The following is a 23,696-nucleotide window of genomic DNA, read 5'->3' on the forward strand; positions in this document are numbered from 1 at the left end:
TTGCTACAGCAACCAGACGGATTTCATGTACCAACCTGTCGCTCTATTTATTGGCCTGCGTTACATGCGTGGGCGTGCAGCGGATCGCTTCGGTCGTTTCGTCTCCTGGCTTTCTACCATCGGCATTACCCTCGGGGTGATGGCGCTGGTCACAGTATTGTCAGTGATGAACGGCTTTGAGCGCGAGCTGCAAAACAACATCCTTGGCCTGATGCCACAGGCAATTCTCTCTTCTGAGCATGGCTCTCTTAACCCGCAGCAACTCCCGGAAACGGCAGTCAAACTGGACGGCGTTAATCGCGTCGCACCTATTACTACCGGTGATGTGGTACTGCAAAGCGCGCGCAGCGTGGCGGTCGGGGTGATGCTCGGTATCGACCCGGCGCAAAAAGATCCACTTACACCGTATCTGGTCAATGTGAAACAAACTGACCTCGAGCCGGGGAAATATAATGTCATCCTCGGCGAACAACTTGCCTCACAGCTAGGCGTTAATCGCGGTGATCAAATCCGCGTGATGGTACCATCTGCCAGCCAGTTCACGCCGATGGGGCGTATTCCAAGCCAGCGCCTGTTCAATGTGATTGGCACTTTCGCCGCCAACAGTGAAGTCGATGGCTATGAAATGCTGGTGAATATTGAGGATGCCTCGCGTCTGATGCGTTATCCGGCAGGCAATATTACCGGCTGGCGTTTGTGGCTGGATGAGCCGCTGAAAGTCGACTCATTAAGTCAGCAAAAACTGCCTGAAGGCAGCAAATGGCAGGACTGGCGTGATCGTAAAGGCGAGTTGTTCCAGGCCGTACGCATGGAAAAAAATATGATGGGTTTACTGCTGAGCCTGATTGTCGCCGTTGCGGCGTTTAACATTATTACCTCACTAGGGCTGATGGTAATGGAGAAGCAGGGCGAAGTAGCGATCCTGCAAACGCAAGGCTTAACTCCGCGACAAATCATGATGGTCTTTATGGTGCAAGGGGCCAGCGCCGGGATTATCGGTGCGATCCTCGGAGCGGCGCTTGGCGCCCTGCTTGCCAGCCAGTTAAATAATCTGATGCCGATAATCGGCGTCCTGCTTGATGGCGCGGCGCTGCCGGTCGCTATCGAACCTTTACAGGTCATTGTTATTGCGCTGGTGGCGATGGCTATCGCGCTGCTGTCTACGCTTTACCCTTCATGGCGCGCTGCCGCCACTCAACCCGCTGAGGCTTTACGTTATGAATAAGATCCTGTTGCAATGCGACAACCTGTGCAAACGCTATCAGGAAGGCAGTGTGCAAACCGATGTGCTGCACAATGTCAGTTTCAGCGTCGGCGAAGGTGAAATGATGGCGATCGTCGGTAGCTCTGGTTCCGGTAAAAGCACCTTGCTGCACTTGTTGGGCGGGCTGGATACGCCAACCTCCGGCGATGTGATCTTTAACGGTCAACCGATGAGCAAACTGTCTTCGGCGGCGAAAGCAGAGCTGCGCAACCAGAAGCTGGGCTTTATTTATCAGTTTCACCACCTGCTGCCGGATTTTACCGCCCTGGAAAACGTGGCTATGCCGCTGCTGATTGGCAAGAAAAAGCCCGCTGAAATCAACAGCCGTGCACTTGAGATGTTAAAAGCGGTGGGGCTGGATCATCGTGCGAATCACCGCCCATCTGAACTTTCTGGCGGCGAACGCCAGCGTGTGGCGATTGCCCGTGCGCTGGTGAATAACCCGCGCCTGGTACTGGCGGATGAACCTACCGGTAACCTCGATGCGCGTAACGCCGACAGCATCTTCCAGTTGCTTGGGGAATTGAATCGCTTGCAGGGCACCGCCTTCCTGGTGGTTACTCACGACCTGCAACTGGCGAAACGTATGAGCCGCCAGTTAGAAATGCGTGATGGTCGTCTGACGGCGGAACTGAGCCTGATGGGGGCGGAGTAATGGCGATGCCTTTATCGTTATTAATTGGCCTGCGTTTTAGTCGCGGACGGCGGCGCGGCGGCATGGTGTCGCTGATCTCCGTTATTTCTACCATTGGCATTGCCCTCGGCGTGGCGGTATTGATCGTCGGCTTAAGCGCGATGAACGGCTTTGAACGCGAACTGAACAACCGTATTCTGGCGGTGGTGCCGCATGGTGAAATCGAGGCGGTGGATCAGCCGTGGACTAACTGGCAGGAAGCACTGGATCACGTGCAAAAAGTGCCGGGTATTGCCGCTGCCGCGCCGTATATCAATTTCACCGGGCTGGTGGAAAGTGGCGTGAATCTTCGCGCAATCCAGGTGAAGGGCGTTAACCCGCAACAGGAACAGCGTCTGAGCGCATTACCCTCGTTTGTCCAGGGCGATGCGTGGCGCAATTTTAAAGCGGGCGAACAGCAAATTATCATCGGCAAAGGCGTGGCGGATGCGCTGAAAGTGAAGCAGGGGGATTGGGTGTCGATTATGATCCCCAACTCGAATCCCGAGCATAAACTGATGCAGCCAAAACGTGTGCGTTTGCACGTTGCCGGTATTTTGCAGTTGAGTGGTCAACTCGATCACAGTTTTGCCATGATCCCGCTGGCGGATGCCCAACAATATCTTGATATGGGTTCCAGCGTGTCAGGTATTGCCCTTAAAATGACGGATGTTTTCAACGCCAATAAGCTGGTACGCGATGCGGGTGAAGTGACCAACAGCTATGTTTATATTAAAAGTTGGATTGGTACTTACGGCTATATGTATCGCGATATCCAGATGATCCGCGCCATTATGTATCTGGCGATGGTACTGGTGATTGGCGTGGCCTGTTTCAACATCGTCTCCACCTTAGTGATGGCGGTGAAAGACAAGAGTGGCGATATCGCAGTATTAAGAACGCTGGGGGCGAAAGATGGTTTAATTCGCGCCATCTTTGTCTGGTATGGATTGCTGGCAGGGCTGTTCGGCAGCCTGTGTGGGGTGATTATCGGTGTGGTGGTTTCACTGCAACTTACCCCGATTATTGAGTGGATTGAAAAGTTGATCGGTCATCAGTTCCTCTCCAGCGATATCTATTTTATTGATTTCCTGCCATCGGAATTGCACTGGCTGGACGTCTTCTACGTACTGGTCACAGCATTGTTGCTGAGTCTTTTGGCAAGTTGGTATCCGGCGCGGCGCGCCAGTAATATTGACCCTGCGCGAGTCCTTAGCGGCCAGTAAAGGCAGTACATTAAAACAAGGAGCGGCAATGTATTACGGGTTTGATATTGGTGGAACAAAAATTGCGCTTGGCGTGTTTGATAGCGGTCGGCAGTTGCAGTGGGAAAAGCGGGTGCCGACACCGCGTGACAGCTATGACGCATTTTTAGATGCAGTGTGTGAGCTGGTAGCTGAAGCTGACCAACGTTTTGGCTGTAAAGGTTCTGTCGGCATCGGTATTCCGGGAATGCCGGAAACAGAAGATGGTACGCTGTATGCCGCCAATGTCCCCGCTGCCAGCGGTAAACCGCTGCGTGCCGACCTGAGCGCACGTCTTGATCGCGATGTACGCCTTGATAACGATGCCAACTGTTTTGCCCTTTCAGAAGCCTGGGATGATGAATTTACTCAATATCCACTGGTGATGGGGTTGATTCTCGGCACCGGCGTTGGCGGCGGGCTGATTTTCAACGGCAAACCGATTACCGGTAAAAGCTACATTACCGGCGAGTTTGGCCATATGCGTCTGCCGGTTGATGCGTTAACCATGATGGGGTTGGATTTCCCGTTACGCCGCTGCGGCTGTGGTCAGCATGGCTGCATTGAAAATTATCTGTCTGGTCGCGGTTTTGCGTGGCTGTATCAACACTATTATCATCAACCGTTGCAGGCTCCCGAAATTATTGCGCTTTATGATCAAGGCGATGAGCAGGCAAGGGCGCACGTTGAGCGTTATCTGGATTTATTAGCGGTTTGTCTGGGAAATATCCTGACCATTGTTGACCCTGACCTGGTCGTCATTGGTGGTGGCTTATCGAATTTCCCGGCAATCACAACGCAACTGGCGGACAGGCTGCCTCGTCATCTCTTACCTGTAGCTCGTGTTCCGCGCATTGAACGCGCGCGCCACGGTGATGCGGGAGGAATGCGTGGTGCGGCCTTCCTACATCTAACCGATTAAACAACAGAGGTTGCTATGCTGTCGCGTCGGGGTCATCGGTTAAGTCGTTTTCGTAAAAATAAACGCCGCCTGCGCGAGCGTTTGCGTCAGCGTATTTTTTTCAGAGATAAAGTGGTGCCGGAAGCAATGGAAAAACCAAGAGTACTCGTACTGACAGGGGCAGGGATTTCTGCGGAATCAGGTATTCGTACCTTTCGCGCCGCAGATGGCCTGTGGGAAGAACATCGGGTTGAAGATGTGGCAACGCCGGAAGGTTTCGATCGCGATCCTGAACTGGTGCAAGCGTTTTATAACGCCCGTCGTCGACAGCTGCAGCAGCCAGAAATTCAGCCTAACGCCGCGCATCTTGCGCTGGCTAAACTGCAAGACGCCCTCGGCGATCGCTTTTTGCTGGTAACGCAGAATATAGACAACCTGCATGAACGCGCAGGTAATACCAATGTCATTCATATGCATGGGGAATTGCTGAAAGTTCGTTGTTCGCAAAGTGGTCAGGTTCTCGACTGGACCGGAGACGTTACGCCAGAAGATAAATGCCATTGTTGCCAGTTCCCGGCACCCTTGCGCCCGCACGTCGTTTGGTTTGGCGAAATGCCACTCGGCATGGATGAAATTTATATGGCGTTGTCGATGGCTGATATTTTCATTGCCATTGGTACTTCCGGGCATGTTTATCCGGCGGCTGGGTTTGTTCACGAAGCGAAACTGCATGGCGCGCACACCGTGGAACTGAATCTCGAACCAAGTCAGGTCGGTAATGAATTTGCCGAGAAATATTACGGCCCGGCAAGCCAGGTGGTGCCTGAGTTTGTTGAAAAGTTGCTGAAGGGATTATAAAGCAGGAAGCATTGCCTGATGCGCTACGCTTATCAGGCCTACAAGGGGACGCAATTAATTGAATTTGCGGGTTTTGTGGGCCGGATAAGGCGTTCGCGCCCCATCCGGCATAATACACGCGCACTTTTCCGGCCTCTTTTATCGTTTACTCGTCAATAACAATGCGGCAATAAACGTACAGACACCAATTAGCCCTGCCCAGAGTGGCGATATTCTGGTAATCGCAAAGCTATTATCGATATACAAACATAAAGCCTGATAACCCATATTGGCAATAGTCATCGCCACTGCAAATTTTAACGCATAAATAAAACGAGTCGTGTAGCAAAAGATCCAGGAAAATAAGATAAACGTCGCAGCCCAGGCGATAAAACCTAATGTGTTGGTGCTGCCGGGGGGAGCATTTTCATGCTGTTGTCCTGGATGCGGATAATACGTCAGTGGCGGCGTCGGTTGTTTTAATATCTGTGCTTGTAGAACAGCCAATGCATTATTGATTCCCTGATACCAGAGATCTGCATTTAAATAAGCCAGCGTGTGATTTTCTATCAGAAGGCCGAGATGTTTATCGTCCAGACCACTTTCAACCTAGCCGTTGGTGATCATAATTAACCGTGGTTCGCGGGTAGTAAATAGTAACAGAACACTTCCTTTTACATTACTCAATGAAGATGACGCATGCGCCAGCATCGCTTTACCATTTTGTCTGAGACTGGCTTCATTATTAATGTCGGGTAAAATCACAATAAACGGTGCAATTCCCGTTTGTTGGCGAAAAAGCTCGGCTTTACGTGCGATCTCTTCAGCATCCGGTACAGTACCGGTAACATCCGTAAAAAGTGTCTTCATTATTGGAATCAATGGTTTACTGGTTGCTACCAGAGGCAGGAGTATCAGTAAACTGAGCAGTATAATGAATTTTTTCATGGGCGGGACTTCCGTTTCCTGCGAGATTTTTTGGTGGAGGGGAGCGTGATTATCAGACCGACACTACCGAAAATAATGCCTGCTATGCCAACAAAGCCCCATTTAAAAAAATTAACCCAGGGATTGTTTATTTCGGCTTGTTCTGGATGCCCTGGCGGATAATAGACATTGACTCTGTCACCTTCGCTATCTTCATAAAAATCACTACCGATATTCGAATTGAAAATTAGCGTGTAATCTGGCGTAGGGCGAAAGGCAACCACTGGATACCAGGAACCATTATCATCGACGTCGTTTGAGTGATTGTTGTACCAAACGGCATCAACAATGATTCCTTCTGTATGAACCGCGCTTTTGGTAAAAGTAAAATGGTAATAAAAGATGATTGCAGAAATAACGAGCAATATCAGACCGATACCGAGAAAAGCGCGGGATAACACTTTACTGTCCTGACTCATTAGCCACATCCTTGCTAAATAAAAAACGGGCGGTAATGCCACCGCCCGCTTGCTGAATTAACGTCCTGCTTTCAGCTTCTGATAATACTCTTCATAAATGCTGCTGGCTGCGCCAACGTCATTCTGCCATTCACCATTTTTAATGGTTTCAGCATCCGGGTAGAGCGTTTTATCGTTCGCCACTTCCGGGCTTAACAGCTTACGCGCCGCAAGGTTTGGCGTTGGATAACCGATAGTTTCAGCAACCTGTTTTGCCACATCCGGGCGCAGCAGGAAGTTGATCAATTTCAGCGCGCCTTCTTTGTTTTTGGCATTTGCCGGGATCGCCAGGCTGTCCATCCAGAAAATGCCGCCTTCTTTCGGCCACACCACGTCAATTGGCGTACCCGCCTGCCGTGCAACGAAAGCAGAACCGTTCCAGATCATGCCGAGGTTAACTTCGCCTTCCATGTACGGGTTAGCTGGGTTATCGGAGTTAAACGCTGCGACGTTTGGCATCAGTTTTTTCAGCTCGTTATATGCAGCTTCAATCTCTTTCGGATCGGTGGTGTTACCGGAGTAGCCCAGCTTACGCAGCGCCATCTGGAACACTTCACGGGCATCGTCGGTCAACAGCAGGCTGCCTTTGTACTCAGGCTTCCACAGATCGGCCCAGCTGGTGACAGATTTCGGATCCACCGCATCACCGTTAACACCAATCGCCGTCGCACCCCAGATATACGGAATGGAGTAATCGTTATTCGGGTCAAACGGCTTGTTGAGCATGTCTGGATCGAGATTGCTGAAGTTCGTTAACTTCGACTTGTCGATCTTCTGGATCATCCCTTCTTTACGCATTTTATCGACGTAATAGGTTGAAGGAACCACCAGGTCATAGGCACCGTCTTTGTACGTTTTCAGCTTGGCGTACATGGTTTCGTTCGACTCGTAAGTCGAATAGATAACCTTAATACCGGTTTCTTTGGTGAACTGTTCAAGCAGTCCTGGCGGCACGTACTCGGTCCAGTTGTAGAAATACAGCGTGTTGTTGTCATCGGCGTGAGCGGCGCTCATGCCCAGTGCCAGAGCACCCGCCGCGAGCAGGTGGCGTGACCATTTTTTCATTTAACGTCCCCTGTGTTACCTTTCGTTTTATCACGAGCAATAAGCTGGCTGGCAATAACCATCACCAGCGACAGCACCAGTAATATGGTTGCCAGCGCGTTAACTTCCGGCGATACGCCGACTTTGACCATCGAATAAATTTTTAACGGCAGAATTTCATAACTTGGTCCGGTGACGAACGAAGAAACTACCACATCGTCCATCGACAGGGTAAAGCTTAACACCCAGCCCGCCGCCACCGCAGGCATTGCCAGTGGCAGAATGATTTTTCGCAGAATGGTAAATTCACTGGCACCGAGATCTTTCGCCGCTTCCAGCATCCGCACGTCAAAACCTTTCAGGCGCGAATACACCGTCACCACCACAAACGGCAGGCAGAAGGTGATATGCGAGAACAGCAGCGACCAGAAGCCAAGCTGAATACCCAGCAGCATAAACAGCACCAGCAGAGAAATCGCCATCACGATATCTGGTGACATCATCACCACAAACAGCATTCCGCTAACGAACGGCTTACCACGAAAGCGATAACGGTACAGCGCAACTGCCGTCAGTGAACCGATAAGCGTAGCAAATGTCGCCGAAAACACCGCCATTGTTAGTGAATGCTGCGCTGCCTGTAACAGGCTGTCGTTGTTCATCAGCAGGCTATACCATTTGGTGGTAAAACCCTGCCAGTTGATGCCAAAGCGCGAGCTGTTAAAGGAGTTCACAATCAAAATAATGATTGGGATATACAGGTACGCGTAGATAGCGGTCATAAAACCGCCGCGAAGCAGTCGACCGATCATTCGAGTTCCACCTTTTTATTCAGCAGACGAGAAGCGCGCCAGTAAACCAGCAACATCAGGCCCATTACGATAGTCAGCGTAATGCTGGTGGCTGCACCAAACGGCCAGTCACGAATATTGAGGAACTGTACCTTGATGACGTTACCGATCAGCAGGTTTTTCGCACCGCCCATCAGGTCGGACACATAGAACAGGCCCATCGCTGGCAGCATCACCAGCAGACATCCGGCAATAATTCCCGGCATCGTCAGTGGAATAATGATACGGATAAAAGTCTGTAACTTGCTGGCACCGAGATCGCGCGCTGCCTCAAGCAACGGCTTATCCAGTTTTTCGATACTGGAATACAGCGGCATCACCATAAACGGCAGCAGAATGTAAACCAGACCGATAATCACCGCACTGGGCGTGAACATGATGCGAATTGGTGTATCTATAACGCCCAGCCAGAGCAAAAACTCGTTGAGATAGCCTTTGGTGCTGAGGAAAATTTTCAGCCCGTAGATACGAATCAATGAGTTGGTCCAGAAGGGAACAATCAGCAGAAACAGCAGCAGCGGACGCACCTTGTGTGGCAGCTTCGCCAGAAACCAGGCAAACGGGTAGCCCAGCACCAGGCAGGCGAGGGTGGCGATCAGCGCCATATTCAGCGAGTGCAATAGCACTTCAAAATAGAGCGGATCGAGCAGACGCGTATAGTTATCCAGCGTAAAGACCATTTTGACGAAACTGGCGTCGTCGCGGGTCAAAAAGCTGGTGCCAATGATCATCAGGTTGGGCAGAAAGACAAACAACACAAGCCAACCGACAATAGTGACAATCACTACATTCTGGAACTTACTTGTGTTCTTCATCAGCCAGTACGACCTCCCAGCTTTCTACCCAATTAATGGCCATTTTTTGGTCGAGAGAGTGGTCAAAGTCAGGATCGTCTTCATTGAAGAATTCGCTGACCATCACCATCTTGCCATTTTCCAGTTCAACAACCGACTCCAGCGTCATGCCTTTGTAGTTACGCTCGCGAACGTAACCAATTAGCCCTTCAGCGTGGTTGTCGTCGTTAATCTCTTCAACACGTAAGTCTTCCGGGCGCAGCAGAACATGCAGTTTTTGCCCCGGTTCAACGGCGAAGTTAACGTAGATATTACATTCGCGGCCTTCAACGTTGGCGCGTACGCGCTGCTCGTCGAGACGTTCGATGACCGTTGCGTTAAACATATTGATTTCGCCAATGAACCCGGCAACAAACAGGTTTTTCGGCTCTTCGTAGATTTCACGCGGCGTGCCGTCTTGCTCGATGCGACCATCGCGCATCACCACAATCCTGTCTGACATGGTGAGTGCTTCTTCCTGGTCGTGAGTCACGAAGACGAATGTAATGCCAAGCTTACGCTGTAACGCTTTCAGCTCGTTCTGCATTTGCTTACGCAGTTTGTAATCCAGCGCTGAGAGCGACTCATCCAGCAACAAAAGACGAGGCTTGTTAACCACCGCACGGGCAATGGCGACGCGTTGCTGTTGACCACCAGAGAGCTGATGCGGTTTACGTTGAGCGAAGGTTTCCAGCTGCACCATCCGCAGGGCTTCCATAACGCGGGGCGTAATTTCAGCAGCGGGGGTTTTTTGCATGCGCAACCCAAAGGCCACATTTTCGAACACGGTCATGTGGGGGAAAAGTGCGTAGCTTTGGAAAACAGTGTTCACATAGCGGTTTTCCGCCGGAACGTGGGTGATGTCCTCGTTATCCAGCATGATGCGTCCGGAATCAACAGTTTCCAGACCTGCAATCAGGCGAAGAACGGTTGTTTTACCGCAGCCAGAAGGGCCAAGCAGCGTGAGGAACTCGCCATTGTTGATAGTCAGATCCAGCTGGGGAATGACCTCTTTACCATCAAAGCATTTGCGAATTCCCGCCAATTGCACCAGCGGTGAAAGCGAACTCGGTTGTTTATTCAATTTTTTACTCTGTCCCATGTAAACGCAACGGATGGCTTACCGATGCGGGGTTTGTGGTTAACCACCTTGGTGACTCTTAATGAGGGCGGTAATTCTACGGCAAACCGCTTGAATCGCCAATCTTTGTTGTGAATTACTGGCTTAGCTTTATATTCATTAAGGTAATGCTGATAAATATTCCCGCTTGCAGGGGTAAAAGTGACCTGACGCAATATTTGTCTTTTCTTGCTTCTTAATAATGTTGTCACAAAAAGTGAGGGTGACTACATGGATAAACTACTTGAGCGATTTTTGAACTACGTGTCTCTGGATACCCAATCAAAAGCAGGGGTGAGACAGGTTCCCAGCACGGAAGGCCAATGGAAGTTATTGCATCTACTGAAAGAGCAGCTCGAAGAGATGGGGCTTATCAATGTGACCTTAAGTGAGAAGGGCACTTTGATGGCGACGTTACCGGCTAACGTCCCTGGCAATATCCCGGCGATTGGCTTTATTTCTCATGTGGATACCTCACCGGATTGCAGCGGCAAAAATGTGAATCCGCAAATTGTTGAAAACTATCGCGGTGGCGATATTGCGCTGGGTATCGGCGATGAAGTTTTATCACCGGTTATGTTCCCGGTGCTGCATCAGCTACTGGGTCAGACGCTGATTACTACCGATGGTAAAACCTTGTTAGGTGCCGATGACAAAGCAGGTATTGCAGAAATCATGACCGCGCTGGCGGTATTGCAACAGAAAAACATTCCGCATGGTGATATTCGCGTCGCCTTTACCCCGGATGAAGAAGTGGGCAAAGGGGCGAAACATTTTGATGTTGACGCCTTCGATGCCCGCTGGGCTTACACTGTTGATGGTGGTGGCGTAGGCGAACTGGAGTTTGAAAACTTCAACGCCGCGTCGGTCAATATCAAAATTGTCGGTAACAATGTTCACCCGGGCACGGCGAAAGGAGTGATGGTAAATGCGCTGTCGCTGGCGGCACGTATTCATGCGGAAGTTCCGGCGGATGAAAGCCCGGAAATGACAGAAGGCTATGAAGGTTTCTATCACCTGGCGAGCATGAAAGGCACCGTTGAACGGGCCGATATGCATTACATCATCCGTGATTTCGACCGTAAACAGTTTGAAGCGCGTAAACGTAAAATGATGGAGATCGCCAAAAAAGTGGGCAAAGGGTTACATCCTGATTGCTACATTGAATTGGTGATTGAAGACAGTTACTACAATATGCGCGAGAAAGTGGTTGAGCATCCGCATATTCTCGATATCGCCCAGCAGGCGATGCGTGACTGCGATATTGAACCGGAACTGAAACCGATCCGCGGCGGTACCGACGGCGCGCAGTTGTCGTTTATGGGATTACCTTGCCCGAACCTGTTCACTGGCGGTTACAACTATCATGGTAAGCATGAGTTTGTGACTCTGGAAGGTATGGAAAAAGCGGTGCAGGTGATCGTCCGTATTGCCGAGTTAACGGCGCAACGGAAGTCGTGATTGCCCGATGCGTATGTGGACTGCCAATTACCGGGATGAAACCGTTATATTGACACTGGTCCACATACTTATCGTGCCTACAGGCGTTCAGTGCATGTAGGCACGATAAGGCGCAATCAGCACCACATCCGGCTTAAATCCAAACTTACCCTTCGAAGAACCAATACCCGCTATTTACCAGCGCCGCGAGCATTGCGAGGAATGACGGATCTTCCAGCGCATCGCCAAAATTCTCCGCAGTCAGCGCAATGTTGCTGGCGAGTGCATCCAGTGCCGGACGGTGCGGGGAATCGATCTTCTCACCATTGGCATACACGTCGTCGCCAATGCGCAATACGCGCAGACCACCCAGGCGCACCAGCACATCACCTTGTTTCAGCGCATCGTAGATTTCATCTGGCTGATAAGGCGGTTCCGGCGGCGCGATATCCAGTTCATGACGTGACTGGGATATAAACTCGCCAAACCATTGCTTAAAGTGTTCCGGCTGGTTGATCAATTCGAGCATCATCTCACGCAGTTTATCCATCTCTTGCGGCAGAACATCCGCAGGATGAGCGCGAGGTGGAACATCCGGATCGCTGTAGTAGTTGCCGCCCAGTTCACGTTGCAGCACATAATCGGCAAATCCGCTAATCAGTTCCCGCGTATTCGGCGCGCGAAAACCCACGGAATAGTTCATCGCATTTTCCAGCGCGTAGCCTTCATGCGGGAATCCTGGCGGAATATAAAGAATATCGCCAGGCTCCAGCTCTTCATCGATGATGGCTTCGAACGGATCGACCTGTAACAGATCCGGGTGCGGACAGTGCTGTTTCATTTGCAGCTTTTCGCCCACTCGCCAGCGACGACGACCGGTACCCTGAATGATAAACACGTCGTACTGATCGAGATGCGGGCCGACGCCGCCGCCCGGTACAGAAAAAGAGATCATCAGATCATCAATACGCCAGTCCGGTAGTTCACGGAACGGTCGCATCAGCGCGGCGGTCGGCTCATGCCAGTGGTTCACTGCCTGTACCAGTAATGACCAGTTGGTTTCACCGAGATGATCGTAGCTTTCGAACGGGCCGTGGCTGACCTGCCATTTGCCATCCTGGTGACTGACCAGTCGACTGTCAACTTCGCTTTCCATCGCCAGACCCGCCAACTCGTCTGGAGAGATCGGGTCAATAAAATTATTAAAGCCGCGTTTTAACACCACCGGGCGTTTCTGCCAGTGACGTTCAAGAAAATCGGGCCAGTTAAGAGTGAGTTGGTATTCCATGTTAAGCATCCACAGGCTGGTATCTGCAACCGATTATAACGGATGCTTAACGTAATGCGTGAAGTATGGACATATTTATTCATCTTTCGGCGCAGAATGCTGGCGACCAAAAATCACCTCCATCCGCGCACCGCCCAGCATGCTCTCTCCGGCGACGATTTTACCCTCATATTGCTCGGTGATTTCGCGGGCTACCGCCAGCCCTACACCTTGCCCAGGGCGTAAAGTATCAACCCGTTGACCACGGTCGAAAATGACCTCTCGCTTGCTTAATGGAATACCGGGGCCATCATCCTCGACCACAATATAGAGATGCTCGTCGGTTTGCCTTGCAGAAATTTCGACAAACTCGAGGCAATATTTACAGGCATTATCCAGCACGTTGCCCATCACCTCGACAAAATCGTTCTGCTCACCGACAAAGCTGATCTCTGGCGAAATATCGAGAGAGATATTGACCCCTTTGCGTTGATACACTTTGTTCAGCGCTGAGGTGAGATTGTCCAGCAGTGGGGCGACCGGATGCAGCTCGCGGCTGAGCAATGTCCCGCCGCGCATACTGGCACGATGCAGGTAGTAGCCAATTTGCTGTGAAATGCGGCTGATTTGCTCCAGCATTACCGGCTCAGCATCACTGACGCTCATCTTTTCACTACGCAGAGAACGCAGCGTACTTTGCAGCACCGCCAGTGGCGTTTTCAGACTATGGGTCAGGTCGGTGAGCGTCGTACGGTATTTGTCGTAACGTTCGCGTTCACTTTTTAACAATCGGTTCAGGTTTCGTACCAGACTGGTCAGTTCTCGCGTTGTGGCTGGATTGAGCAATTCGCGGTTATGTTCTTCCAGTTCGCGGACTTCTTTTGCCAGGGCTTCGATGGGGCGTAAACTCCACCAGGCGGCGACCCACAGCAGCGGGATCACTAACAGCAGATTGGCTGAGAGCACATAGATAAACCAGCTCCAGACCATATAGGAACTTTTTAGCTCCACCGGAATGGTATCCACCACCACAATGGTTAATTTTGGCATCCGCGATGTTGCCGGGTAGACGTTTACTGCCACCGAGTGGGTCATCTCCGCGTCGTCATCATCTTCCCGCACTTCCTGCAACTGTTGCTGTATCGAATGATCTCCACTCAGCAAGAGGCTGGTATCGTTAACATCCGCTTCAATTTCATGAAAACCATTCGATTTCAGCCAGTCAGGCTGGATCATCTTCATCAGCCAGGGCACGTCACGTTGCGCCCATAAAAGCTGCCCGTTCTCATCATAAATTAGCGTCATGGTGGGGCTTTGCTTGTCGATATTTTCGGGTAACTCGACATGCAACTTATTGTTTTCCCACTTCGCAAGGGTATAGAACAGATTGCTCTCGCCACGTAACAGCCGAAACGTAGTTTTATCGAAACTGACGCTATAACCGATCAGCGCGACCATTCCGTAGGCAAGCGAAAGCACCAGTACTACCGCAGCCGTTGCCAACAGAAAACGTACCCGCAGTGAGAGCGGGAAAAAAAGACGCAGTAATTTTTTCATCAGCGCAATTCGAACAAATAGCCCTGGCCGCGAACGGTAGTAATCACTTCTTGCGGATATTGTGCCTGAATTTTTTTGCGCAGACGTCCCATCAGTACATCAATGGTATGGCTTTCCCGCAGCTCCGCATCCGGATAGAGTTGGAGCATTAACGAATCTTTGCTCACCACTTTGCCATTATTGCGTATCAACGTTTCCATAATGGTGTATTCGAACGCGGTCAGTTTGATCACTTCGTCATTAATAGATAATTCACGGCGAGAGAGATCAACCTGAAACGGGGGTAGCGAAATGACCTGTGAAGCCAGGCCGCTATTACGCCGCATTAATGCCTGCATTCGCGCCATCACCTCTTCAATATGAAACGGTTTAGTCACGTAATCATCAGCACCGGCACTTAATACTTCGACTTTGTCCTGCCAGCTTTCACGGGCGGTTAATACCAGAATCGGCAGTGAAACATCATTGCTACGCCAGCGGCGAATCAGTGACAGACCGTCCTCGTCAGGCAATCCGAGATCGACAATCGCAATATCCGGTAAATGTTCATTGAGATAATAATCGGCTTCTTTGGCATCTTCTGCGTCATCGACCTGATGACCAGCATCCTGAATCTGAACTTTAAGGTGGTGACGTAACAACGCATTGTCTTCAACAACCAGTACGCGCATTTTTATTTCTCCCTGTCTTAATTATTAAAATAGTGTAACGCGATTATGTGTTTATGGGGGTAAACATTAAATAAACCAGCGGGGAGGGGAGGTAAAGTGAAAAAAGAAAAAGTGGATAATTTTAATAAACAGGCCGGACAGCATCGCCATCCGGCACTGATACGAGTTTATTTCAGCTCATCAACCATGGTGATAGCTCGACCAATATAGTTAGCCGGCGTCATCGCTTTCAGGCGGGCTTTCTCTTCTTCTGGCAACGCCAGACCATCGATAAACTGCTTCATGCCTTCGGCGTCAACGCGCTTACCGCGAGTCAGCTCTTTCAGCTTCTCGTACGGTTTTTCGATGCCATAGCGACGCATAACTGTCTGGATTGGCTCAGCCAGCACTTCCCAGTTGTGATCCAGCTCATCCAGCAGATGGTCACGGTTTACTTCCAGTTTGCTCACGCCTTTCAGGGTGGATTGATACGCAATCAGCGCATAACCGATACCCACGCCGAGGTTACGCAGCACGGTGGAGTCGGTCAGGTCACGCTGCCAGCGGGAAACCGGCAGTTTGCTTGCCAGATGCTGCAATACCGCGTTGGAAAGGCCCAGATTCCCTTCGGAGTTTTCGAAGTCAATCGGGTTAACTTTATGCGGCATGGTGGAAGAACCAATCTCACCAGCAATGGTTTTCTGTTTGAAGTGGTTAAGGGCGATATAACCCCAGACGTCACGGTCAAAGTCGATCAGAATGGTGTTGAAGCGCGCAACGCAATCAAACAATTCGGCAATGTAGTCGTGCGGTTCGATCTGGGTGGTGTACGGGTTCCACTGAATACCCAGCGAGGTGACGAACTCTTCGCTGAACTGATGCCAGTCAACTTCCGGGTAAGCGGCGATATGGGCGTTATAGTTACCGACCGCGCCGTTGATTTTGCCGAGGATCTCCACCTGATTAAGCTGGCGGTACTGGCGCTCCATACGGTAGGCGACGTTTGCCATCTCTTTACCGATGGTTGACGGCGTGGCTGGCTGACCGTGGGTACGAGACAGCAGCGGGATATCGCGGTACTGAACGGCGAGATCTTTAATGCCATCAATCAGTTGAAGCCAGTACGGCAGGATCACTTCATCACGCGCGGTTTTCAGCATTAATGCGTGGGAGAGGTTATTGATATCTTCCGAAGTACAGGCAAAGTGGATGAATTCAGAAACCGCGTGCAGTTCCGGGATCTCCGCCACTTTTTCTTTCAGGAAATACTCAACCGCTTTAACGTCGTGGTTAGTGGTACGCTCGATGGTTTTGATGCGTGCGGCATCTTCTTCGCTGAAATTGGCGACAATTGCATCAAGGTAACCGATTGCGTCGGCAGCAAAAGCAGGAACTTCCTTGATCGCTGCGTGCGCGGCCAGTTTTTGCAGCCAACGTACTTCAACTTGTACACGGAATTTCAGCAAACCATATTCGCTGAAAATCCCGCGCAGCGCGCTGACTTTATCGCCGTAGCGTCCATCGACAGGGGAAACGGCGGTCAGTGAGGATAATTCCATAGATCACAACTCCGGGGTTAAATGAGCAAGAATTTGTTTTGCCTGAGTGGTCAGGCGATTACGAGAAAACATCAGTTGCAGACGTCCGCCGCCGACCTGGTGCCAGAGCACGGCGGCGCGAATGCCTGCCAGCAGGGTTGCGCGAACTTTCGCCTGCACTTGTGGGCTTTGCAGTACAGCAGGGGAACCGGTGACCTGAATGCGCGGGCCAAGCGGGCTGATCACATCAACATAGATAGCAGCCATCGCGCTCATCAGCGTTTCGGACTGTAAATCGAAGTGTTCGAGCTGGCGTTGCAGGCCGTTGATCCGGTTGCCCAGAGTGTCGAGCGCGCCTTTCGCTGAGGAGAGTTTGCGCTCAAGCACCATCAAGCTGAGTGTGTAGCGGGTTAATTCGGCGTTTAAGCCCTGGCGACTGCTGGCATTGAGCACGCCGAGCAGGGTTTCCAGCCCGACGCGCAGGTTGGCTTCGCTACCGCCAAAAACCGCCAGCGTCGAGCTGGGGTTCATATCAATAATACTGTTGAGTGAGACGTGTAGCGCATCGGCATCACAATGCCCCTGGTGAGCGAGTTGTTGCACCAGGCGTGCCGACTGACAAATACCGGCCAGGGCGAGGGTGATGTCATAGTAATTCTTTGCCACGTTCACTGCTTCCTTGTTTTAAGTAAAGATAATAATCAGACCGGCAGCGGCAGACGCTGCTCAATAATACCGCCACCGAGGCACACTTCACCGTTATAGAAGACGGCAGACTGGCCCGGCGTCACGGCGGCAACCGGTTCATCGAAAATCACTTCAATGCGATCATCGTCCAGCGCCTTGACGGTGCAAGGGATATCGGTCTGGCGATAGCGGGTTTTTACCGTGCAACGCATAGTGCCGGTGAATGGTTCGCGATCGACCCAGTGCAACTGCTGGGCAATCAACCCGACAGACATCAGCCGCGGGTGTTCATGGCCCTGAGCGACAACCAGAATGTTGTTTTCGACGTCTTTGTCCACCACATACCACGGTTCTTCGGTACCTTCTTTGGTGCCACCGATACCCAGACCTTTACGCTGACCGAGAGTGTGATACATCAGCCCCTGGTGCTCACCAATTTCATCGCCATCGACGGTAATGATTTTGCCCGGTTGCGCCGGGAGATAACGGCCCAGGAACTCGCGGAATTTACGTTCGCCAATGAAGCAAATGCCGGTAGAGTCTTTTTTCTTCGCGGTGACCAGACCAAGATCTTCAGCAATCTTACGCACCTGCGGTTTTTCCAGTTCGCCGACCGGGAACAGGCTTTGCGCAATCTGCTCATGGCTGAGCGTATAAAGGAAGTAGCTCTGGTCTTTATTGCTGTCCAGACCACGCAGCAGGCGGCTCTTGCCATCGACATCGGCCCGACGTACGTAATGACCGGTAGCGATATAATCGGCACCTAAATCTTCGGCGGCAAATTCGAGGAAGGCTTTAAATTTGATCTCTTTGTTGCACAGAATATCCGGATTCGGCGTGCGACCGGCTTTATATTCGGCAAGGAACAGTTCGAAGACGTTGTCCCAGTACTCGGCAGCAAAGTTAACGGTGTGCAGTTCAATGCCGAGCTTGTCGCAGACAGCCTGGGCATCAGCCAGATCCGCTGCCGCTGTGCAATATTCCTCACCGTCGTCTTCTTCCCAGTTCTTCATAAACAGGCCTTCGACCTGATATCCCTGTTGTTGCAACAGCCAGGCAGAAACGGAGGAATCGACACCGCCGGACATGCCGACGATTACTTTTTTTGCGGTTTCAGACATTGGATCACTCACGACATTGAACTTCAAGGCGGCGTATTCTATCACGCAGCCTTTTAGATGACACCCTTTGTAAAAGGCCAGTTAAAATCGCCAATCATCTCCAGCGGATAGCGTTGCCCGCTTTGATAACAACGGATACTTTCCGCCACCAGCGGCGAACGAAGATTTGACGCCTGTAAAATTTCTTCGGCGCTGACCCAACGACAGCAGTCGATATCGCTGTCATGAGGCTGGGTCGGGCATATTTGCTCAAGCTCAATGGCAAAGAGGAAACGCAAAAACGGCGTTTTATCTGGCGCAATCCACTGATGCATACGAATAAAGTGTTGCGGCTGCGCGCTGATGCCGGTTTCTTCCCACAGTTCACGGGCGGCGGCTTCCACTAAGGTTTCATCGGCTTCCAGATGCCCGGCAGGTTGGTTCCATAACGCTTTACCATTAATCGTCTCTTTAACGACTAAAAATTTGCCTTCTGCGTGCACCACGCAAGCAACGGTAACGTGCGGTTTAAACATTTTGCATCCTTAATCTGTCACTTCTCGCCATTCGCCATTGGCAAGATTATCCAAAGAGTAATCTCCCATCGCATAGCGAATCAGTCGCAGCGTGGGGAAACCAACATGGGCGGTCATGCGGCGCACCTGGCGATTACGTCCTTCATATAAGGTGATCTTCAGCCAGCTGGTGGGAATACTTTTGCGTTCACGAATTGGTGGATTCCGCGGCCATAACCACGCGGGTTCGTCAACCAGCTCCGCGCCTGCGGGCAGGGTAGGGCCATCATTTAAGGTTACGCCATTGCGCAAGGCTTCAAGTGCGTCTTGTGTGGGAATACCTTCCACCTGCACATAATAGATTTTCCCGGTGCGTTTGCCCGGCTGGGTTAAACGCGCCTGCAACGCGCCGTTATTGGTCAGCACCAGTAACCCTTCGCTATCGCGGTCAAGACGACCTGCTGCATAAACGCCCTGAACCGGGATGAATTCTTTTAATGTTTTGCGTCCGGCTTCATCGGTGAACTGCGGAAGAACATCGTAGGGTTTATTGAACAGGATCACACGCGTGGGCTGGTTTTCAGGTTTACGCCTGGTAGAACGTTGCGAGCTGAATCGCTTAACCTGGTGATTTCTAAAAGAAGTTTTTTGCATGGTATTTTCAGAGATTATGAATTGCCGCATTATAGCCTAATAACGCGCATCTTTCATGACGGCAAACAATAGGGTAGTATTGACAAGCCAATTACAAATCATTAACAAAAAATTGCTCTAAAGCATCCGTATCGCAGGACGCAAACGCATATGCAACGTGGTGGCAGACGAGCAAACCAGTAGCGCTCGAAGGAGAGGTGAATGGAAAGTAAAGTAGTTGTTCCGGCACAAGGCAAGAAGATCACCCTGCAAAACGGCAAACTCAACGTTCCTGAAAATCCGATTATCCCTTACATTGAAGGTGATGGAATCGGTGTAGATGTAACCCCAGCCATGCTGAAAGTGGTCGACGCTGCAGTCGAGAAAGCCTATAAAGGCGAGCGTAAAATCTCCTGGATGGAAATTTACACCGGTGAAAAATCCACACAGGTTTATGGTCAGGACGTCTGGCTGCCTGCTGAAACTCTTGATCTGATTCGTGAATATCGCGTTGCCATTAAAGGTCCGCTGACCACTCCTGTTGGTGGCGGTATTCGCTCTCTGAACGTTGCCCTGCGCCAGGAACTGGATCTCTACATCTGCCTGCGTCCGGTACGTTACTATCAAGGCACTCCAAGCCCGGTTAAACACCCTGAACTGACCGATATGGTTATCTTCCGTGAAAACTCGGAAGACATTTATGCGGGTATCGAATGGAAAGCAGACTCTGCCGACGCCGAGAAAGTGATTAAATTCCTGCGTGAAGAGATGGGGGTGAAGAAAATTCGCTTCCCGGAACATTGTGGTATCGGTATTAAGCCGTGTTCGGAAGAAGGCACCAAACGTCTGGTTCGTGCAGCGATCGAATACGCAATTGCTAACGATCGTGACTCTGTGACTCTGGTGCACAAAGGCAACATCATGAAGTTCACCGAAGGCGCGTTTAAAGATTGGGGCTACCAGCTGGCGCGTGAAGAGTTTGGCGGTGAACTGATCGACGGCGGCCCGTGGCTGAAAGTTAAAAACCCGAACACCGGCAAAGAGATCGTCATTAAAGACGTGATTGCTGATGCATTCCTGCAACAGATCCTGCTGCGTCCGGCTGAATATGATGTTATCGCCTGTATGAACCTGAATGGTGACTACATTTCTGACGCTCTGGCAGCGCAGGTTGGCGGTATCGGTATCGCCCCTGGAGCAAACATCGGTGACGAATGCGCCCTGTTTGAAGCCACCCACGGTACTGCGCCGAAATACGCCGGTCAGGACAAAGTAAACCCTGGCTCTATTATTCTCTCCGCTGAGATGATGTTACGCCATATGGGCTGGACTGAAGCCGCAGACCTGATTGTTAAAGGTATGGAAGGCGCAATCAATGCGAAGACCGTAACCTATGACTTCGAGCGTCTGATGGAAGGCGCTAAACTGCTGAAATGTTCAGAATTTGGTGATGCGATCATCAAGAACATGTAATCACTACATGTGTTTAATATTGCAACGGGCGTATAACACGCCCGTTGTTTTATTTATGTAGGTATTATTAATAGCATATCGAGCATATTTATATAAAACCCTTTACTTGAGCCCATATGGGCATATTTTTATAATGCAACTATTATGCAAACATTTATTTGTTATTTTGCTTTCTCCTGGAGGACACTCTTGACTGCTTTTGAGTAGACTCCATAAATCCTTGTTGAATGGTGCGATGTTATAAATAGTAATAGGATATTCTTTATCTTTAAGGATAATTCCAGATTTAACCGGTGTAAATATACTGCCAGGAGGGAGAAATATAGTAGATTGATACCAGATGATCATTTTCATATTACCCCATATGGCTGAAAAAGATATGCCGCATGAAGGTTGAATTATCGTGTCAATTACTATCCACTTCATTTGTTATGTCTTATCCCACGGTATTTAATATAGTTCATTTGGATGTTCATTTCTTTATTTTGCATATGAGTATATTACCCCTTCAAAAAATAAATTAATTAAAACGATTGCTTATATAAAACAAAATTTAAAGCAAGGAATCTCAATGGATGTTAAACAAAATGAGATTTAGTGAAAACAATAAATTATTCACTTCGTTTTAGATTTGTTTAGCTATAATGTTATACATTCAAATGACTGAACATCCTGTAATTAAAACATAGCCTTTATGCTACTTTGTGCCAATTTGCTAAACATTATGGTTGCCTTTTTATATAACGATAATAATGAATATAAGCATGACATGAGAATAAGGTTTCAATTTTTGAGTTATATAGGAAAGGTTTAACCTGTTCCTGGCTAAAATACATATAACTGGATGATGACTAAACCAAAACACATGTGCGTTAAGTATTGAAACGGGCGTATGGCACACCCGTTGTTTTTATAAATATATTAACCGTTATAAAATAACGTATAGAAAGTCAAGTGATCACATTTCAAATATCAATTTGATAGTATTGGCATGGTGATTATTTATGGGTAGCAATAAAAGGACAGTATTTATCATCCATAGGGATAGTCTCTGTACTTTTATTCCCATTATGCTAATGCCTTACTGAATTATGAAGCATTTCTTAAGCATCCAACTTTAGCTAGATTAATGGTTTATTATTTTCTACATCTTCAATATATAAAAGCGTATTATCAATGGCGTAGTAACTGCGTTTGTTATGATTAACATCAGTAACCCACCGGAAAACGCCCGCGCCTGCTAGTGTTGAACAGTATTCCCGAAATGTAGATTTTCCGCAAATATGAAGCAATGCGGCCTCTTTTATTTTAGCAGGGTTCTTGGTCGTACTAACTTTTAACAGGTTCCTGGTTCCTCTTAATAACAAAACCGTGTCATCGTGAGTAATAATTCTGATGTTATCCGTAGCCAGATAATAAATGTAATGTGCAATACGGTGATGTTTTAATTCTGAATAAAACCAGGAGAAGTTTTGCTCTTTTCTCACTTGCTCAAACATCTTTTGAAAAACAACGACCTGATCCATCAGGATAATAACCTCTTGTTAGTTGTGAGACTGCGTAGTGTGCACGATCGGTTTTACCACTTCAATCTGGTCTGTCCTTTGGCTGTGATATGTACAGAGTGTGATAGAGGGAATATCTGAATTCTCCCGGTGAGCATTTTGCAACGGACCAGCTCCGGTACAAACGCTGTTGTGGGTTCAGATTATAACATTCTGTCTAAGGGGCGGGATAAAGGTGAAATTAGGGGGCATGAAAGATGACTTTATAACCTTGCTCACCCCAATGTTGTAAAAGTTCGTTTTGCCTTCTCGTTGGTGCCATGCCTGTCCAGACAATCAATGTTTGCGTCGGGAACAGTTCCGGGCGCGGCGATTCAATGGGATCAGCAAGAACAGAAATGTGCCATCCTGACAATGATAAACGCCATGCTTCCAGCCACAATCGTGCTCTCTCTTCAACATTCCACGCCATCAGAATGGCTTCTTTACCGGGCTTACGGCGCATTTCGAAAAGCGAGGTTGCTGCGTATTCAATTAATGCGCCGTCAAACATACTGCTCATAATGCGGGAGGTGTTGTGATCAAGCACGAGACGCTGGCGAACAGGAAGGTAAACATGATTAATCAATTGATCTACTGGGTACTCTCGACCCAGTGAAATAATTCTCGCGCGTAGTTTGGCAGGATTAGCCATGCGAAGAATTGACATCATCTCTTCTTGCAGGCGGCTCCAGTCATCTTCCGTATCCTGGCTGGTGGTTTCCAGTAATGCTTTAACTTTGCCTACAGGGACGCCATTACTTATCCAACGCTTGATCTCTTCGATGCGTTGTATGTCTTCTTCATCAAAGAGTCGGTGTCCGCCTTCACTGCGCTGTGGTTTTAACAAACCGTAGCGGCGTTGCCAGGCCCGGAGAGTGACAGGATTAATCCCGCAACGTTCAGCAACATCACCAATGCTGTAATAAGCCACAATTCCTCCTTGCGGTCACAAATCTCCGTCGCCTGTACACGACCCAATAATACTTTGTACAATATACGCTAAAATTGTACAAAGTATAAATAAGATTTCAGCTAAATTGGATGAAACATTATTTTTAATGTGGATTAAATTTAAAC

Annotated in this window: 25 protein-coding genes and 1 pseudogene; 7 read left to right on the forward strand and 19 right to left on the reverse strand. The window is 49.5% G+C overall.

Features of this window, described 5'->3' with window-relative positions:
- The first annotated feature begins 25 nt into the window (after positions 1-25).
- Genes lolC through cobB form a run of 5 tightly spaced genes read left to right on the forward strand, consistent with a single transcriptional unit; the run spans position 26 to position 4,940 of the window.
- Positions 26-1,225, forward strand: coding sequence for a lipoprotein-releasing ABC transporter permease subunit LolC (gene lolC / locus ACJHXA_RS00825; RefSeq protein ID WP_000284714.1), 1,200 nt, complete (start codon positions 26-28; stop codon positions 1,223-1,225).
- Positions 1,218-1,919, forward strand: a complete 702-nt coding sequence (gene lolD / locus ACJHXA_RS00830) for a lipoprotein-releasing ABC transporter ATP-binding protein LolD (protein WP_001033694.1) — start codon at positions 1,218-1,220, stop codon at positions 1,917-1,919. The genes lolC and lolD overlap by 8 nt, the downstream gene beginning before the upstream one ends.
- Complete coding sequence (gene lolE, locus ACJHXA_RS00835) at positions 1,919-3,163, forward strand: lipoprotein-releasing ABC transporter permease subunit LolE (RefSeq protein ID WP_001251350.1); 1,245 nt, start codon at positions 1,919-1,921, stop codon at positions 3,161-3,163. Before lolD ends, lolE begins: the two co-directional genes overlap by 1 nt.
- A gap of 28 nt (positions 3,164-3,191) precedes the next feature.
- Complete coding sequence (gene nagK, locus ACJHXA_RS00840; protein ID WP_000291270.1) at positions 3,192-4,103, forward strand: N-acetylglucosamine kinase; 912 nt, start codon at positions 3,192-3,194, stop codon at positions 4,101-4,103.
- 15 nt (positions 4,104-4,118) lie between these two features.
- Positions 4,119-4,940 carry a Sir2 family NAD+-dependent deacetylase gene (gene cobB, locus ACJHXA_RS00845; RefSeq protein ID WP_000952736.1) on the forward strand — a complete coding sequence of 274 codons (822 nt, stop codon included), beginning with the start codon at positions 4,119-4,121 and terminating at the stop codon, positions 4,938-4,940.
- A 138-nt stretch (positions 4,941-5,078) separates the two neighbouring features.
- On the opposite strand, the pseudogene ACJHXA_RS00850 reads toward cobB, so the two are convergent.
- The 6 genes and pseudogenes from ACJHXA_RS00850 to potA all read right to left on the reverse strand — a co-directional run bounded on the left by ACJHXA_RS00850 (position 5,079) and on the right by potA (position 10,194).
- Positions 5,079-5,867: pseudogene (locus ACJHXA_RS00850) on the reverse strand (TPM domain-containing protein).
- Entirely contained in the window at positions 5,864-6,325 is a 462-nt protein-coding gene (locus ACJHXA_RS00855) for a DUF3592 domain-containing protein (RefSeq protein WP_000076381.1), read from the reverse strand. Before ACJHXA_RS00855 ends, ACJHXA_RS00850 begins: the two are co-directional and overlap by 4 nt.
- 57 nt (positions 6,326-6,382) lie before the next feature.
- Positions 6,383-7,429 (reverse strand): spermidine/putrescine ABC transporter substrate-binding protein PotD, encoded by a 1,047-nt coding sequence (gene potD, locus ACJHXA_RS00860; protein WP_000759317.1) that lies wholly within the window; start codon positions 7,427-7,429, stop codon positions 6,383-6,385.
- On the reverse strand, positions 7,426-8,220 hold the full coding sequence (potC, locus tag ACJHXA_RS00865; RefSeq protein ID WP_000580316.1) for a spermidine/putrescine ABC transporter permease PotC: 795 nt from the start codon (positions 8,218-8,220) through the stop codon (positions 7,426-7,428). Before potC ends, potD begins: the two co-directional genes overlap by 4 nt.
- A complete protein-coding gene (gene potB / locus ACJHXA_RS00870) occupies positions 8,217-9,074 on the reverse strand; it encodes a spermidine/putrescine ABC transporter permease PotB (RefSeq protein WP_000799401.1) in 858 nt (285 codons plus the stop codon). Before potB ends, potC begins: the two co-directional genes overlap by 4 nt.
- The gene (gene potA / locus ACJHXA_RS00875) at positions 9,058-10,194 is read right to left on the reverse strand and encodes a spermidine/putrescine ABC transporter ATP-binding protein PotA (RefSeq protein WP_000531594.1); all 1,137 of its coding nucleotides are present in this window, start codon (positions 10,192-10,194) and stop codon (positions 9,058-9,060) included. The genes potB and potA overlap by 17 nt, the downstream gene beginning before the upstream one ends.
- A gap of 249 nt (positions 10,195-10,443) precedes the next feature.
- Between potA and pepT the strand changes: the two genes are divergently transcribed.
- The gene (pepT, locus tag ACJHXA_RS00880) at positions 10,444-11,673 is read left to right on the forward strand and encodes a peptidase T (RefSeq protein ID WP_000359463.1); all 1,230 of its coding nucleotides are present in this window, start codon (positions 10,444-10,446) and stop codon (positions 11,671-11,673) included.
- A 145-nt stretch (positions 11,674-11,818) separates the two neighbouring features.
- Here the strand turns inward: pepT and roxA are convergent, their stop codons facing one another.
- The 8 genes from roxA to rluE form a co-directional block, all read right to left on the reverse strand.
- Positions 11,819-12,940, reverse strand: a complete 1,122-nt coding sequence (roxA, locus tag ACJHXA_RS00885) for a [50S ribosomal protein L16]-arginine 3-hydroxylase (RefSeq protein WP_001295435.1) — start codon at positions 12,938-12,940, stop codon at positions 11,819-11,821.
- Between the two features lie 75 nt (positions 12,941-13,015).
- Positions 13,016-14,476 (reverse strand): two-component system sensor histidine kinase PhoQ, encoded by a 1,461-nt coding sequence (gene phoQ, locus ACJHXA_RS00890; RefSeq protein WP_000735412.1) that lies wholly within the window; start codon positions 14,474-14,476, stop codon positions 13,016-13,018.
- Entirely contained in the window at positions 14,476-15,147 is a 672-nt protein-coding gene (gene phoP, locus ACJHXA_RS00895; protein ID WP_001265481.1) for a two-component system response regulator PhoP, read from the reverse strand. The genes phoQ and phoP overlap by 1 nt, the downstream gene beginning before the upstream one ends.
- A 167-nt stretch (positions 15,148-15,314) precedes the next feature.
- A complete protein-coding gene (purB, locus tag ACJHXA_RS00900) occupies positions 15,315-16,685 on the reverse strand; it encodes an adenylosuccinate lyase (RefSeq protein ID WP_000423719.1) in 1,371 nt (456 codons plus the stop codon).
- Positions 16,686-16,688: 3 nt separating this feature from the next.
- Positions 16,689-17,330, reverse strand: coding sequence for a high frequency lysogenization protein HflD (gene hflD / locus ACJHXA_RS00905; protein ID WP_001297479.1), 642 nt, complete (start codon positions 17,328-17,330; stop codon positions 16,689-16,691).
- Positions 17,331-17,365: 35 nt separating this feature from the next.
- A complete protein-coding gene (gene mnmA, locus ACJHXA_RS00910; protein WP_001297484.1) occupies positions 17,366-18,472 on the reverse strand; it encodes a tRNA 2-thiouridine(34) synthase MnmA in 1,107 nt (368 codons plus the stop codon).
- A 53-nt stretch (positions 18,473-18,525) separates the two neighbouring features.
- Entirely contained in the window at positions 18,526-18,987 is a 462-nt protein-coding gene (gene nudJ, locus ACJHXA_RS00915) for a phosphatase NudJ (RefSeq protein ID WP_283512248.1), read from the reverse strand.
- Between the two features lie 9 nt (positions 18,988-18,996).
- Entirely contained in the window at positions 18,997-19,650 is a 654-nt protein-coding gene (rluE, locus tag ACJHXA_RS00920) for a 23S rRNA pseudouridine(2457) synthase RluE (protein WP_001248691.1), read from the reverse strand.
- A 171-nt stretch (positions 19,651-19,821) separates the two neighbouring features.
- Here rluE and icd point away from each other — a divergent pair, with 171 nt between their 5' ends.
- The gene (gene icd / locus ACJHXA_RS00925; RefSeq protein WP_000444487.1) at positions 19,822-21,072 is read left to right on the forward strand and encodes an NADP-dependent isocitrate dehydrogenase; all 1,251 of its coding nucleotides are present in this window, start codon (positions 19,822-19,824) and stop codon (positions 21,070-21,072) included.
- A gap of 102 nt (positions 21,073-21,174) precedes the next feature.
- Here icd and ACJHXA_RS00930 read toward each other — a convergent pair whose 3' ends face one another.
- From ACJHXA_RS00930 to bluR, 5 genes are all read right to left on the reverse strand, one after another.
- A complete protein-coding gene (locus ACJHXA_RS00930) occupies positions 21,175-21,498 on the reverse strand; it encodes an anti-adapter protein IraM (RefSeq protein ID WP_001307134.1) in 324 nt (107 codons plus the stop codon).
- 252 nt (positions 21,499-21,750) lie between these two features.
- The gene (locus ACJHXA_RS00935) at positions 21,751-21,795 is read right to left on the reverse strand and encodes a protein YmgK (RefSeq protein WP_120795380.1); all 45 of its coding nucleotides are present in this window, start codon (positions 21,793-21,795) and stop codon (positions 21,751-21,753) included.
- 235 nt (positions 21,796-22,030) lie between these two features.
- Positions 22,031-22,141, reverse strand: coding sequence for a hypothetical protein (locus ACJHXA_RS00940; protein ID WP_032141808.1), 111 nt, complete (start codon positions 22,139-22,141; stop codon positions 22,031-22,033).
- Positions 22,142-22,193: 52 nt separating this feature from the next.
- Positions 22,194-22,598 (reverse strand): DUF1398 domain-containing protein, encoded by a 405-nt coding sequence (locus ACJHXA_RS00945; protein WP_000373101.1) that lies wholly within the window; start codon positions 22,596-22,598, stop codon positions 22,194-22,196.
- A gap of 220 nt (positions 22,599-22,818) precedes the next feature.
- A complete protein-coding gene (bluR, locus tag ACJHXA_RS00950) occupies positions 22,819-23,550 on the reverse strand; it encodes a DNA-binding transcriptional repressor BluR (RefSeq protein WP_000332303.1) in 732 nt (243 codons plus the stop codon).
- Positions 23,551-23,696: the final 146 nt, after the last annotated feature.

Origin of the sequence: Escherichia sp. WS33 (assembly GCF_046486385.1) — a bacterium.
GTDB lineage: Bacteria > Pseudomonadota > Gammaproteobacteria > Enterobacterales > Enterobacteriaceae > ECMA0423.